A 15,244-nucleotide genomic window follows, 5' to 3' on the forward strand; every position below is an offset into this window, starting at 1 on the left:
ACCTCTACTATTTCTTGGAATGAATCTTTCTAAGAAAACGGTGTGTTTTGCTTATCCAACAATTATCCAATTTTCTTAACTTTTGATACCAGCATGTATTGTAAAGATTGAAAGCTTTTCATTCCTCTAAACAGCTGACATGTTAAGAATATTTTAGTTCATATGCAATATAGCAAAGATAAAAATCGCAAACTACACCCTAAAAGGTAAAATATGTTTATTCACTGATATTATATTGAAAGTATTCCATTAAATGGCATAGGCAGGGGACTCAGAGATTCAAAAGAAGGGCAATATTAATCTGCTCTTTCAGGCAGAACTGGAAGAAATTCTAAAATATCAATCTATTACAAAGAAAAAAGTGCCAGAAAGCTGACCGCTTCGATTGGCACCATTTTATTTGAGAAAACACTATTTGAAGACAATAAAAAAAGCCCCGAAATCCTTACGATTCCTGGCTTTCCAAAAGGCACAGACCGGATTTGAACCGGTGATCAGGGTGTTGCAGACCCACGCCTTACCGCTTGGCTACTGCGCCTTACTATGACTCCTACGGGAATCGAACCCGTGTTACCGCCGTGAAAGGGCGATGTCTTAACCGCTTGACCAAGGAGCCATATATTATATTTTATTGTGGCCTCTGACTTCGCAGTGACCGTTTTTTATATTATCACATAGCCAAACAAAATGCAAGACTTTTTTTGAATAATATTTCTTTGAGCCGGACAGCCATAAATAAAGCTGCATCAGCCTTGGTTCCTGATGCAGCTTTATAAATTTATAATGTTGTGGTAAACCCACCGTCTACACTAATACTCCACCCATTTATATAATCAGATGCTTTGCTTGCCAGATAGACTACTGTTCCCATTAAATCTTCCATCTCTCCCCAGCGGCCCGCCGGTATCCGGTTGGTAATTTTATCATAAAATTCCGGCTCTTTCCTGAGTTCAGCATTCACTTCTGTAGCAAGGAACCCGGGGGAAATGGTATTTACCTGAATGTTATACATACCCAGTTCATTGGCAAATACTCTTGTGAGACCAATAATCCCGTGTTTTGCAACCGTATAGGGAGGACAATGTTTATCTGCCGTATAAGATAGCGCCGAACCAATATTAATAATTTTTCCTCTTCCCTGTTTTTTCATGATTTTGGCGACTGCGTGGGACAGAAAATACACTGCATTTAAATCCAGATTGATACACCTATTCCAATACTCATCGGGATAATTATCAAAAGGGGCAAAGGCACTCGCTCCCGCATTATTTACAAGAATATCTATTTTATTATATTTTTCCATGCATACTTCTGCCACCCGCTTTATGTATTCCTTATCCGTAAGATCACCCTGAAGGAATTCGATTCTTCTCCCTTCAGCTTCAACTATCTTTTTGATTTCTTCAATATCCGGAGTAAAATGCGGGACAAACAAGTCGGCACCTGCCTTTGCAAACGCTGCTGCATAAGCCATACCCAGCCCCTGATTTGCTCCCGTAACCATTGCCACCTTTCCCTTTAAGCTGAAAAAGTCCAGTGAAAATGTCTTGAAATTTGTGTCCATTCTTATTCCCCCTTTTCTATCTCAGCATACTTCTGATTTGCTCTGCAATCCCAGTCCGGTCCATTCCGTAGAATTTATATATCTCATCAGGATCTCCAAGCACAGAAAACTCATCCGGCATTGCCACTCTTTTAAATTTCCCGGTATAACCCGCTTCGCACAAAGTTTCTGCAACTGCACCTCCCAGTCCTCCATTCACAGAATGGTCTTCTACTGTAACAACGTTACCGGCCTTATATGCAACTCGTAAAATAGCCTCCCTATCCAGGGGCTTAATTGTATGCATATCTAAAACGCCTGCTGAAATCCCTTCCTCCTTCAACATCTTAGCTGCCATCATACACTCATAAAGACTGGATCCCGTAGAAATAATAGCTGCATCTTTCCCTTCTATTAATTCAATGGCTTTTCCAATTTTAAACTCATAGTCTTCCGCATAAATATCCGGCGATCCGGCACGGTCAATTCGAATAATCATGGGACCTTCATATTCCATAGATGCACGTATTACCTTACGGCACTGCCCTGCATCTGCCGGAACTACAACAGTCAGATTGGGAATTGCCCGGTAAAGAGCCAGATCTGCAATATCATTGTGGGTTGGCCCTCCTCCTGCCGTAACTCCGGAATGGGTTCCTATTAAACGTACATTCACATCATTATATGCAATATCCGTGTGAATCTGATCTGCAGCACGCAGGGGAAGAAAAGGACCGAACACCTGGGCAAATACGATGTGCCCTGCCAGTGCCATTCCTGCTGACGCACCTACCTGATTGGGCTCCGCAATTCCGAAGTTAAAACATCTGTCCGGATATTTTTCTATAATTTTTCCCGCACTGGAAGAGGGAGCCACATTATCACTGTATGTAAACAAAAATTCACGCCCTTCTTCTGCCAGTTTCATCAGTTCTTCCCCGTATGCTTCCTTTGCATTGGATAACATCTGATCAAAATCAAACGTAGTCTTTACTGCCATAATTATCTCACCTTCCTATTCTTTTCTACATCAACTAATGCCTCTTCCAACTGTTCTTTTGCAATTCCGCCGCCGTGCCATTTATAATTCCCCTCCATAAAATTGACACCCTTCCCTTTTACCGTGTTGGAAATAATGAAAATAGGTTTTCTTGGTGTAACGGGATCACATTCCGGCAATTTTTCCAATGCCTTGCATACCTGGAGCATATCATTTCCATCCTCAATCTGGATTACCTCCCAGCCAAAGGCTTCTATTTTTTTATCCAGCGGGTCCAAATTCATAACTTGTGCAGTAAACCCAGTCATCTGGACCTGATTTTTATCCACAATTGCAACCAGATTCCCCAATTTATAGTGACCTGCAGCCATAATCGCCTCCCAGTTTGTGCCCTCATCCATTTCTCCGTCTCCGACCATCACTATGGTTCTCCAGGGCGCCCTACTTGCTCTCGCTCCTAAAGCCATACCTACCGCCGCAGGAAGTCCATGTCCAAGAGAACCTGCCGATAATTCGATAGCCGGTACATACTTTCTATTGGAATGCATTCCAAACCTCGCTGTATTTAATGTTTCAAAATGTTCTACCATGTATTCCATGGTAAACATACCCATGTCCTGAAATACAGTATATAATGTTTCACTGCAATGTCCCTTACTTAAAATAAATCTGTCCCTATCTTCCATTTTGGGGTTCTCAGAATCATATTTCATATATTCGTAATACAGAGCAACTACCATCTCCACAATAGACAGCTCGCCTCCCAGATGCCCCATCCCGATTTGATAAATAAAATTCAAAAGGTCTTTTCTGATTTTTAAACATTTATCCTCCAGTTCAATGATTCTTTTTATATCAATACTGCTCATCATTATTTCCTCCTGCTTTTTATAAATCCTTATTGCAATGAATTAAAATTTTGGGATATTTCCCCGATATCTGTGCTTCAAATGCCGCTTCTGCTTCCTCTATCTCAAATACTTTGTTTATAAAATCCTCCAAACGGTACCGGGACAGCATTTGAATTGCTCTTGGAAAAGCATAGGGCGCCACATAAAATCCTGTTATAGTCAATTCGTTAAAATAACAATATTTATAAAGATTAAGCGGCATCTCAAAATCATTGGGATACATGGCCCCATAAATCAATTTGCCCCCTCTTGCCGTAATTTGCGGCAAATCTCCTACTGCTTTCACAGAACCAGAGCAGTCAATTACTGTATCAAATCCTCTTCCCCCTGTAATTTTCATCGCTTCTTTTACCGTATCTTCTAAAACAGGATTAATGGTATATTCCGCACCATATTTCTGAGCCAGCACTCTCCGCTCTTCAATAGGCTCAATAAGAGTGATACTAGATGCCCCGAACATTTTTACAGATTGCAGGATAAGCAGACCAATAGGACCTCCCCCTGAAATCGCAATCCTCTCTCCGTATCTGGGCCTCACCTTATCCATTGCCCTGACTGCTATAGATATAGGTTCCAACATACATCCTTCCTTTAAGCTTACTTCATCCGGTAACTTGTAGACCTGCGATTCATGCCATACAATATATTCGCTCATGCCGGGACGGTTGTACTCATCACCATGTTCGCAAAATTGCTGCTGGCCATTTTGACAATAGTAGCAGGTCCCACAAAATTTAAGAAAATTCCCGGCTACCCTGTCCCCCTTCTTTAGTCCCTTGCGGGTTGCTTTTTCGCCTATATCTACAACAACACCTGAGATTTCATGACCCAGCCCAAAGGGAGGTTCCCAGCCAAAAATATTTTCCACCAGATGGGGATCTGAACCACAAATTGCACAATAGGCTACTTTAATTTTTACATCTTCCGGGCCCATTACTTGTTCAGGAATATCTACTGCAGCAACTTTCCCTCTTTTCTTTTCATCCTGCTCTTTTAAACTTCCTACTTTAACAACAGAAATTGATTTCAACTCTATACCTCCTTTTCCATGTCTGACACATTCTCTGCCTTTTTTGCATTTCTCTCTGCAATCTGTTTTTGAATCTCCTCTACCTTTTCTTCATTTAAATGATAAAACGCTCCGAAAATCACCATGGTTACTATAACTACTGCTAACGGGAGCAGTGCTGTTAAGTTTCTAATTGTCTGTATAACTGTATCGGTCTGCACTTCATTGGCTGCATAACCTCCGGCCTCTAACATAGCAGTTGGCACGGAGCCTCCTATAATCATTGCAAATTTTATTCCCAGACCTATTAAAGTCATAACAATTGCCGTATATCGTTTCCCAGTCTTCCAGTCTGCATATTCTACCGGATCCGTAATAATTGACCATAAAATCCCCATTAGAATTCCATATCCAAATGCAGTAATACCACGTGAAAACATCATCCCGCTCAGGGCGCCAGGTGGCATAAAATATAAAAGTAAGGAGCCTGCTGCTGCAAGAAAAAGCCCCAGCATAACCGTGCCCTTTTTCCTGATTCTTTTTGTCAGCCATGGGACGCACGGAACTCCCAATACCGAAGGAAGCATCATCATCATGGAGAACCATGAAAGCATATCCTCGCGGCCTGCAAAATACTTGATATAGTATGCCCCCATTGTTGACTGGACCTGACTTAATGTATAGACGCCAAGGAACAAAAGAAACATTAAAAATACCGGACCAACCGTAAACAAAATACGAAATACATCCTTAATATTTGCTTTATTATGAGGATCAACAGGGGGTGCCGGAACTCGTTCAACAATCTGATGAGATCCCCATAATAAAATTCCAACCATTATGATTGACATAATAGCTGTTGTAACCATATACCCCTGCTGCAATGTCATATATTTTGTAAGAAAACCACTCAGATTTGGCAGCATAATAGCGCATACTACTCCTCCTGACTGGGCGAGCATCATACGGGTAGACTGCAGACGGGTTCTTTCATGCTGGTCATTTGTCATCAGGGATGCCGCTGAAATATATGGCTGGATAATAAAAGTGTAGAGCATATTCAGCAAATTATATGTAATGGCTGCCCAGACAAGCTTCATATTATAAGAAACATCCGGCGTAGTATAAGTAAGAACAGCCACTGCTCCAAAGGGTATGGCTCCCCACATAACATAAACCCAATATTTCCCTTTCTTAAATGAGAGCCTCTCACATATGGTTCCCATCATTGGATCATTGATAGCATCCCACAGCCTTGAAACTGCAAATAAAACTGCCACATGCCCTGGTTTGATACCAAATATATCCGTATAAAAATAACTGATATATAAAGCAATACATTGAAACACAAGATTCATTGCAAAATCAATAGACGAGTAACCCAAAATTTCCCGATTCGTCAGCTTATAATACCCATACTGAGAACTAGTTTTAACCCACCCTCCCGGATCCTTTAATCTGCTATTCATTTTCTTTTTCCCTCCTACTAGTCATATAAAGACAACCTCAATATTTGTGCACTATTATGGTATTCCCAAGATATTCTTTTGTTTTTTATTCATATTGACGTTATTATTTTATTTTTTAGACGTCTTTTTCATCAATATGTTTATATATCTTGCAAGCTTGCCTCTTGTACTAGTATATGTTTCACATTCCCTAACTTCAATTTCTATAACGGACTACAAATATTAGATTATTGTCCGTTTCAAACAACTTTGTTTATTAATTATTAAATTTATTCCTTTTATTTTTAGACTATTTTTTCTTTTAAATTATGTTATAGTAAAATTATCCCTCATCAATCTTTTTTCTATGAAGGAAAGGAGTGAATATCTTGTTTCATCAGCCTTTACATTTTTTATACGACCCAGGCCATCATACTATTTCTCTTGAAGCATACGAACTTATTATCAGCTATGTGGATAGACACGATGAAAATACCGTTGAATTTTCTCACGCACACCCTAAAGAATATGAAATCTATTATGTTTTGCAGGGAGAGATTGACAACTTTGTAACAAATGCCAGCTGCCACCTGGAATCGGGAGATTTTCTCTTCCTGGCTCCTGGCATCAATCATGGCACACTCTATAAACCTGAACAGCCAAAAGAATATTTGACCTTTGTATTTTCTTTTCATAAAAAATCCACTATTTCTGACAAGACAAAAAATCAAGCAATGGAGACATTTTTCCACGCCTTTGATAAAAATAAATTTATTCTGGGTAAGGATCATTTTAATTGCCGCAGATATATTGATGCCATGATGAACGAGTGCTCCTCCAAACAGTGGGGGTGGGACCTACAGCTTCCTTTTCTTTATACTAACTTTATTTTTACCCTGATTCGTAATTTCGTTCAACCTGCACAAACCTCCACTATATCCTCCACAACCTCACTGGCCATTGAATTCACAAAGTATCTGCATGCTAATTACCAGAACAAAGAACTGTCACTGCAGCATGTTGCCGACCATTTCTTCATGACTCCACGGCATGTAAACCGCCTGTTTCAGGAATATTTTAAGTCCAGTCTTTCCAGGACACTGACCCGGTACAGGATTAGTTACGCAAAAAATTATATTATAAATACCTCCTATTCTGTAGACACTATTGCGGAACGGGTTGGTTTCAGCTCTGCCAGTACTTTATCCCGGCTATTTAAAGAAAACGAAGGCATGACTATTACAGAATATCGTTTTTTATGTAAGCAGGCCAACACCTCCTCTAAGAGAGATAACGCTGCCAAAATATCCGACTAATACGTTCCCGGTAAAATGCAGAACTTGCGGAAGATAATCGTTGCTGATGGTGGATATAAAACAGCAGCGATGGCAGAGTTCTTACTGGATGATGGATGGAGCCATTGCTTCTGTATAAGCGTTCAATGACAAAGAAAGCATTATGTAAAAGGAAAGCTTCCAGTACCTGAGGCTGTGTACTGAAAGCTTTCCTTTTACATAATGCTTTTTTTATATTTTTCAATAAAGGGCAGGGCCGCCCCTATGCAGAGAGGAATATTGGCGCAGGAACTTATACCGATATATTGCTCCGTAGTAGGAAACGCAGTCCGCTTATTAACTAATTCATGTAATTTTATGATATCCTCATTCACCAGATAACGGGAAAGATTCCCGCCAAGTATAATGTTACAGTTAATTGCCATATGCAGGTTATCCACTGCCATTGCCAGATATTCCAGATACTTGTCCCAGCGTTTTTTATAAGAATCAGTACCTTTGCGCAGCATAAAGAAAAATTGCTGGATGTCTTCCTGGGGTTTCAGCAATGCAGATATAGAACAATATGAATTCACGCATCCCCGTTTCCCGCAGTAACAGGGAGCTCCACCCGGAACAATGGTCATGTGTTCAAACACACCGCTCTTATATTCCCCGCCTTTAAAATACTTACGGTCTATAATAATAGCACCACTCAAATCTGAGCGAATATTAAAGTATATCGCATTCTTCAGCATCGGGTTCATCCATAATTCTACATTAGCATTGGACTCCGCATCATGATTGAATGTACATGGATAGGGAATCCGGCTGCCGAATTCCTCAATATCCAGTCCGGTACAATTCAAAATCTTGCCGTAAATAATACGTTTTCCATCAGCAGAAATCAATGCCTGGAGGGCAATGCCTACCCCCAGTATCCGCTCTGGACTGATCTTTAAACTTTCAATAAATTGATTAACGGAGGTGCAGACTTCCTCAAAATATTCTGCACTATCCGAGAAGGAAAGTGTGAATTTTTCAAACTTTAAAGTTTCTGCATATAAATCAACGGCTACAAGCTCGTAATGGTCCGCGAGGAGTTCCAGCCCGATTGTAATCTTAGTAAAAGGATTGAACTCATACAGGTTCGCCTTACGCCCTCCCGTAGAATCCGCATGCCCGCTCTGAAAAATAAGTCCTTCTTCCTGAAGCTCCTTAAGAATCTGGGCAATCGTAGGACGGCTGAGCGAGGTAGCCTTATGGAGCATCTGAGGGGTGGCACGTTTCTGCCTGTATATGTAATTTAGTATATTCTTTGTGTTATTAATCTTTAACGTAGCTACTGTATAATTTTCGTTCATAGAAGAAACTTCCTGTAATAAATGTTTTTATTTATTATAACAAAATACAAGAACAATAGCCAGTCATATCGGATTTTTATTAAAACAGGTTCTTTTTTTTCATTTCAATAAGATTTTGGTATGATTTAAAATCATATTATAGATAGACAATTGCTGGAAAAAGTTGTAAAATAAAAAAACATAAAATAATGCACAGGCTATAGGCAAACATTTACAGAAGGAGATATACACATGAGACGTAAGAAGAAACGTAAGGGTACACCAAAAGAAATGAAAGTAACAACAATCAAACGAGAAATTCAAAGAATCATCATTCTCTTGCTGGCAACAGCATTGGTATTAGCAGGCGGAATCTCCTGTTACCTGAATTACATATCAACCTCTGATGCATTGAAGGGAAGTATGCCGGTCACCGCAACGGAAGCGGCCAGCGAGGTACAGGCCCACTTACATGCCACAATGAACATAGTGGAGATGATTGGTACAATTCCACAGTTAGCATCAGGCACTCTTACCCCGTCTCAGAAACACACTCTGTTGGATGGATATAAGAAGAATTACGGATGGGAGACCGTGTTTGTTACAAATAACAGTGGTGTAGATAATGTAAACCATACAGATATTTCCAACACTCAGTATTTCAAAACCGCCTTATCCGGTACTACGTCCATAAGTGATCCTGTTTACGACAAGTTAACTGAGAAATTAGCTGTTGTCATCACGGCTCCCCTGTGGAAAGACGGCAGGCAGAATACAGAAGTTGTAGGTACTGTGGGCATCACCATTGACGCCAGGTCTCTTACAGATATTGTATCGGATATTAAAGTAAGTAAAAATGGCGGAGCTTATATCTTAAACGCGGATGGCAGAACGATTGCACATGAAAACTTTGATTTAGTCATAAATGAAGAAAATGACATTGAGGCTTCCAAAGAAGATGCCTCTTTAAAAGAGATTGCTGTCCAGGAGAAAAAAATGACCCAGGGTCAATCCGGGTTCGGAAAATATAAATATAACGGTCAGTCGAAATATATTGCCTATGCTCCTATCGGAATTAATGGATGGAGTCTGGGTGTCACCACTCCGGCTTCTGATTTTATGGACAGCACGATTAAAGGTCTCATCATTATTGCTGTATCTTTAGCAATTATTTTACTTATTGGTGCCTATGTAGCAAGAAGAACCGGCAAACACATTGGCGAAGCCGTCAGTTTATGTACGGAACGCCTGAAACTACTGGCTGCTGGAGATTTAACCACAGAAGTCCCGGAAATCAAATCTAAAAACGAGACCCTGGTTTTGGCACAATCAACTTCTGAAATTGTTTATGCCCAGCAGAACATTATCGGTGATGTAAGTTATCTTCTTTCAGAAATGGCAGGGGGCAATTTTAATGTACATTCTGGAGTAAACGAAGAGATGTATGTTGGAGAATATCATGAAATATTACTATCAATACAGAAATTAAGACTGACACTTTCCGGAACAATCCACTCCATTAAGGACGCTTCCGAGCAGGTGGAAGCAGGAGCCGCCCAGTTATCCTCAGGAGCTCAGGGACTTGCACAGGGAGCAAGCGAACAGGCCAGCGCCGTAGAAGAACTGCTGTCTACCGCGACAACTGTAACAAAACAGGTGGAAGACACCACAAAGGCCACAGATGCAGCCCACGACAAGGCAAAATTAGTCGAAAAGGAAGCAACTGTCAGCCAGGATAAAATGACCGAATTAACCGAAGCAATGAAACGGATAGAAAGTACTTCCAATGAAATCAAAAATATCATCGGCGGGATAGAGGATATTGCTGCTCAGACGAACCTTTTATCTTTAAATGCCTCTATTGAGGCGGCAAGAGCCGGAGCCGCAGGAAAAGGATTTGCTGTTGTTGCGGATCAGATTGGAAAACTTGCAGAGCAGAGCACACAGTCCGCAGTTAATACAAGAGAGTTAATCGAAACATCTATTTCTGAAGTATCTGCCGGAAGCAGGATTACAGATGAAACTGCCGAGGCACTGAAACAAGTCATTGATGGTCTGGATGAAATTGTACTGTCAGTGGCAGATGTCCGGAACGCCTCCGATAAACAGACCCTTGCCGTAGAACAGATTGAGCAGGGCGTTGCACAGATTTCAAGCGTTGTACAAAGCAACTCTGCGGCTGCCGAAGAAAGCTCGGCAACCAGCGAGGAATTATCCGCACAGGCACAATCACTGAACCATTTAGTATCCCAATTTAAACTGGGTGAGAATTAAAATTTAAGCAATTTAGTTTCTTAAATGATACACCTGATTACAGGACATTTTTTAAAAGGGTCAGACCCCTCTCAAAAGGGTCAGACCCCTTTGAGAAAATGCGCCACAATCAAATCTACCATTCTGTCATAACTTTCTACTCCGTCTGACTGCCCATTCACTTTCAGATAGGTATCATTCACTTTATTAGACACCTCCGCCACAGTACCCTCATAGGAATTCCAAAACCGGCTGTTTTCCTTCAAGTCAGCTGCCGCTTTTTCATCCAGCCCTGCACTTACATCTTCCCAGGCACCTGCATCTATCCGGCGCAGTGCATTTGTGCTGTATATCCAGCTCATCAGGTAGCCACTATACTGAAAGTCCTCTCCTGGCGCATCCTTACATGCCAGAAAGGCTATAAAATTTGCTTCCTCTTCCTGCATAAATCCACGCAGATGAGACAGTTCATGGCAGGCTGTAAATGGGATATTGTACGCCGTCATATCCGCATTATAATTTGCTTCAACAGTAAAAGGGGAATATATACCCGTCAGGCCCTGATAGGATAAAATTTCTGATACACGAAGCCCTTTTGGACGGGGATAATATCCGGAAAGAGAAGGATACTTCTTCCCTAACTGCTCCATCGCCTCTGCCACCGCTTTACCATTATCATCTTCCAGCTTCATTCTTCCGGCTTCGTCCCGGCTTACCAGCCCTGCCCTTTTATTTACCTCTTCCGTCAGCCAAAGACACGTCTGTTTTAAATCTTCTGCCGTATATGCCACAGCCTGTATTCCCGCTTCTTTTGAAAACGGAACTCTCTTATAGTTGATTCCGCAGTTTAAAACATATAAAAATACTAGTACCGATACCCCAAGAAAAAATCCAGAGGCCCACTGCAGGATAACCGCACCTCCCTGCTTTTCCCGCACAGACCGTACAGCCGCATGGAGTAAAGAGCCAACTAGTAAAATGGTTAGCCCGTACAATCCAAGTTCAGACAGGGAGAATGGAAATAACCCTGCAACTCCCCCAATTATCCTGACAATGACAGGATAAATATGTGTGGAATACCACTCTGCCATTCCCGGCAGTTCTCCCGCTGCTACTGTAAGCCCTGCCCCTGCTGCCAGCAAAATACAGCCTGACAACAGACGCTTTTCTGTTATGCCTATACCTTTACGTTTCCTCTTTTTCATCTTCACACAGCCTTATGTATACTTGTTTGAGCCTGCCTCACACTGGCTGAAGAACTGGCCCGTATATACATAAATCATACTGTATCCTTTACCAAAAGACAAGCCGCGGGGCGATTATTTACATTCCTTTTATTTCCATAGTTTCCTTTTCTCTTAACTGGAAATGTCCCACAAGGTCCTTAAGCATTTGAGCTTGTCCACTAAGCTCTTCACTTGCCGCGGCACTTTCTTCCGCAGTTGCAGAATTCGTCTGAACTACTGCAGAAATCTGTCCAACCCCTGCCGTAATTTGTGTAATTGCCTGTGCCTGTGCTTCCGATGCATCAGCAATATGCTGAATTGTTTCGTCAACAACCCTGGATTTTTCCACAACATCCTGCAGTGATCCTTCAGTTTCAGCAGCATGTTTTGTACCATTTGAAACAGCACTGATTGCACTTTCAATTAAACCTGTAGTATTCTTTGCGGCTTCAGCACATTTTCCGGCAAGATTACGAACCTCATCAGCAACTACAGCAAAACCCTTTCCCGCCTCTCCTGCACGTGCCGCCTCAACCGCTGCATTCAGCGCGAGAATATTCGTTTGGAATGCGATATCATTTATTGTTTTAATAATCTTACCGATTTCACTTGAGGCGTCTGCAATTTCTTTCATTGCCGACATTAATGTTTCCATGTGCACATTGCTCTCTGCTACACCTGCACCAGCTTCACCAGACAGCCGGCTTGCAGCAACCGCATTTTCTGCATTTTCTTTTACACGCAATGATATTTCCTGAATCGTAGCGGAAAGTTCTTCCACAGAACTTGCCTGCTCTGCTGCACCCTGGCTAAGGGATTGCGCCCCCACAGATACCTGATCAGACCCCATAGAAACCTGACTTGCAGCTATATCAATATCCGAAAGTGTACTGCTGAGGTTTTTGTTTATTTCGCTCATAGCAAGCCAAATACCCCGGTATTCTCCCACATATCTCTCCTCATATTGGGTTTCAGCGCAAAAGTTGCCTCTCGACATTTCTCCCAACAAATACCCTACATCTGAAATGATGATTCTGAGGTCATCGGACATATTTTCAAAGGCCCTGGAAAGAATACCAATTTCATCCTCTGATTTAACGTCAACATGAATATCCAGTTCACCCTTTATGATTTTTTCCGCTGCTGTTACAACACCTCCGATAGGCTTTAACATTTTTTTCAAAAATAAAGTAATAGTAACAATAATAACCACCAGCACACAAACCGCCACAACTACCATAAGAATACTAAGATTTATGACAGATCTATGAAGGTCGGCTTCACTGACTGCGGTAGAAGACCACCAGATTTCATCACCGGCTTTAATCGGATAATAATATTCCACCAGCTTTGAACCGTCAAAGTCCGCTTCTATTCTAAATGGGGTCCCCTCTTGTGCTTTTTTACTAATTTTCTCATATTGTTTACTCCCCAGCAAATCGCTGATTGTCTGGCCAACAAATTCTTTAGAATCACTGTCATAAACGATAGTGCCATCCTGTGTAATAATATCTGTAAACATATCCGGGTACTTTTCATCTTTAGACTTCATTTTTGAGAAGTTATCTACATTGATATCCACAATAATTACACCATGCGTTTCCCCCTCATAAACAATTGGAAACGCCCCCGTTACCATTGTAGCATCTTCTTCTACATAAGGCTTTGTGAAATAGACCTTCTGGCTTGACGCTGCCTGTGCATAATAATCCTTTTTACTGTACTCCTCGTAAGTACCATCGGACTGCGCTGTTTTATTGTCTGCATTCTCATCATTCACATAGATACTATAATCCTTAACAGCCTCATCAAAAGCATATGGCTCAAAGAGTGCGCCTACACCTATAATATCCGGATTGTTTTTGACCGCTGTCCATGCACTATGTAAAAGTTTGTCCTCCACCTCATAGTTTAACTCCATGAGATTCACGTTGTAAATACTACTCTTTTTTGTAGGGAAGAGAATTTTATTTCCACTTTCGTCTGCGTCCTGCGCAGCAAGCATTTGATCATATGCCTCATGAGACTCCTGCAAATATTCCTGAAACCCTTGTGCCGTTTTTGAAGCATCATCCATGATTGCCTGCACAGTGATTCCATTTTGAGCGGCAAGATTAGAAAATTCACCATTAATCGCCTCTGTCATTTCCTTGTTTACGGATAAAACAGATACAAGTATCAAGATGGTAAGAGAAACAATCAAGATAATTGCAATTACTAAAGATGTCTTCGCGGCTAGTTTCATTTTTTTGAAATTCATAATACCCTTCTCCTCTTATTCCGTATTTTGTGCCGGCCAATCAGATCCTCCAGCCCCTCTGAAGTTGCTAATGTTCAAAAAGGTTAGCTTCTTGAACTGCTAACATTCAAGAAGGTACACCTTCTTATAAAAAAAAAACCTAAAACCCAGTATCTAAATTATAACAAAAAAGAAGACAAAAGGCAATAAAAAACAAGAAAAATTTGTCAAATAAGGTACAAAAAACAATACAAAATAGATCTAAACAAAAAGGTGTACCTTTTTGACACATATTTCCAGTGATACTCTTTGTGTTCTCCTGTATAATTATGAAACGACAGGAGGATTTTTTTATCATGAATAATTTTTATGGATATATGAGAGTGTCTACGCTAGACCAAAATGTTGAAAGACAGCGCGTGGAGCTTTCGCGTTGGGGGATTATTGACAAGAATATATTTTACGACAGACTGTCAGGAAAAGATTTTAACAGGCCGCAATACCAAAAACTGAAACGTAAACTTAAGGAAGGGGACGTGCTTGTTGTAAAAAGCATTGACCGGCTAGGCCGAAATTATGACGATATACAGGAAGAGTGGCGGGATATTGTAAAAAATAGAAAAGCAGATATTGTGATTTTAGATATGCCGATTCTTGACACAAGAACAAACAAGGATTTAATTGGTACACTCATCTCTGATATTGTCCTGCAGCTTCTTTCCTATGTGGCACAGGCGGAAAGAGAAAATATCCGGCAGCGGCAGGCAGAGGGAATCGCCCTGGCAAAAGCACAGGGGAAGCACCTTGGACGCTTTCCCACTCCGATTCCAGAAGAATTTTATCCGGTTTATGAAAAATGGCAGCAGCGTGTTTATACGCTTAATACCGCCAGCAGGGCATTAGGAATTACCATAAGCCAATTCCGCACAATGATTAAAAAACATACTCAAGAAACAGGCGGCAATGCGCACCATTCGTAAATGGCCGCATTGCCGCCT

General features: G+C 41.1%; 11 protein-coding genes and 2 tRNA genes. 3 read left to right on the forward strand and 10 right to left on the reverse strand.

All coding sequences use genetic code 11. The features are described from left to right. Window positions 1-467: 467 nt before the first annotated feature. The 7 genes from A8805_RS09275 to A8805_RS09305 all read right to left on the reverse strand — a co-directional run bounded on the left by A8805_RS09275 (window position 468) and on the right by A8805_RS09305 (window position 5,932). Window positions 468-538 (reverse strand) — tRNA-Cys (locus A8805_RS09275). 6 nt (window positions 539-544) lie between these two features. Further along, window positions 545-616: transfer RNA gene (locus A8805_RS09280), tRNA-Glu, on the reverse strand. 162 nt (window positions 617-778) lie between these two features. After that, on the reverse strand, window positions 779-1,564 hold the full coding sequence (locus A8805_RS09285; protein ID WP_109710355.1) for an SDR family oxidoreductase: 786 nt from the start codon (window positions 1,562-1,564) through the stop codon (window positions 779-781). Between the two features lie 16 nt (window positions 1,565-1,580). Beyond that, window positions 1,581-2,543 carry a transketolase family protein gene (locus A8805_RS09290; RefSeq protein ID WP_109710357.1) on the reverse strand — a complete coding sequence of 321 codons (963 nt, stop codon included), beginning with the start codon at window positions 2,541-2,543 and terminating at the stop codon, window positions 1,581-1,583. Between the two features lie 2 nt (window positions 2,544-2,545). Next, window positions 2,546-3,415: a transketolase gene (locus A8805_RS09295; protein WP_109710359.1), complete on the reverse strand. Its 870-nt coding sequence runs from the start codon at window positions 3,413-3,415 to the stop codon at window positions 2,546-2,548. Between the two features lie 16 nt (window positions 3,416-3,431). Then, window positions 3,432-4,484: an alcohol dehydrogenase catalytic domain-containing protein gene (locus A8805_RS09300; protein WP_109710361.1), complete on the reverse strand. Its 1,053-nt coding sequence runs from the start codon at window positions 4,482-4,484 to the stop codon at window positions 3,432-3,434. Between the two features lie 2 nt (window positions 4,485-4,486). After that, window positions 4,487-5,932 carry an MFS transporter gene (locus tag A8805_RS09305; protein WP_109710364.1) on the reverse strand — a complete coding sequence of 482 codons (1,446 nt, stop codon included), beginning with the start codon at window positions 5,930-5,932 and terminating at the stop codon, window positions 4,487-4,489. 368 nt (window positions 5,933-6,300) lie between these two features. Between A8805_RS09305 and A8805_RS09310 the strand changes: the two genes are divergently transcribed. Continuing rightward, on the forward strand, window positions 6,301-7,227 hold the full coding sequence (locus A8805_RS09310) for an AraC family transcriptional regulator (protein WP_181392788.1): 927 nt from the start codon (window positions 6,301-6,303) through the stop codon (window positions 7,225-7,227). A 194-nt stretch (window positions 7,228-7,421) separates the two neighbouring features. Here A8805_RS09310 and A8805_RS09315 read toward each other — a convergent pair whose 3' ends face one another. After that, window positions 7,422-8,549: an ROK family transcriptional regulator gene (locus A8805_RS09315; protein ID WP_109710368.1), complete on the reverse strand. Its 1,128-nt coding sequence runs from the start codon at window positions 8,547-8,549 to the stop codon at window positions 7,422-7,424. 231 nt (window positions 8,550-8,780) lie between these two features. Here A8805_RS09315 and A8805_RS09320 point away from each other — a divergent pair, with 231 nt between their 5' ends. Beyond that, window positions 8,781-10,802: a methyl-accepting chemotaxis protein gene (locus A8805_RS09320; RefSeq protein ID WP_109710370.1), complete on the forward strand. Its 2,022-nt coding sequence runs from the start codon at window positions 8,781-8,783 to the stop codon at window positions 10,800-10,802. Window positions 10,803-10,882: 80 nt separating this feature from the next. Here A8805_RS09320 and A8805_RS09325 read toward each other — a convergent pair whose 3' ends face one another. Then, window positions 10,883-11,986, reverse strand: coding sequence for a DUF3810 domain-containing protein (locus A8805_RS09325; protein ID WP_109710372.1), 1,104 nt, complete (start codon window positions 11,984-11,986; stop codon window positions 10,883-10,885). Between the two features lie 118 nt (window positions 11,987-12,104). Further along, complete coding sequence (locus A8805_RS09330; RefSeq protein ID WP_109710374.1) at window positions 12,105-14,267, reverse strand: methyl-accepting chemotaxis protein; 2,163 nt, start codon at window positions 14,265-14,267, stop codon at window positions 12,105-12,107. Window positions 14,268-14,602: 335 nt separating this feature from the next. On the opposite strand from A8805_RS09330, the gene A8805_RS09335 reads away from it, so the two are divergent. Continuing rightward, window positions 14,603-15,226: a recombinase family protein gene (locus tag A8805_RS09335; protein ID WP_109710376.1), complete on the forward strand. Its 624-nt coding sequence runs from the start codon at window positions 14,603-14,605 to the stop codon at window positions 15,224-15,226. Window positions 15,227-15,244 lie beyond the last annotated feature (18 nt).

It is taken from the genome of Faecalicatena contorta, from assembly GCF_003149105.1.
Taxonomy (GTDB): Bacteria; Bacillota; Clostridia; order Lachnospirales; family Lachnospiraceae; genus Muricomes; species Muricomes contortus_C.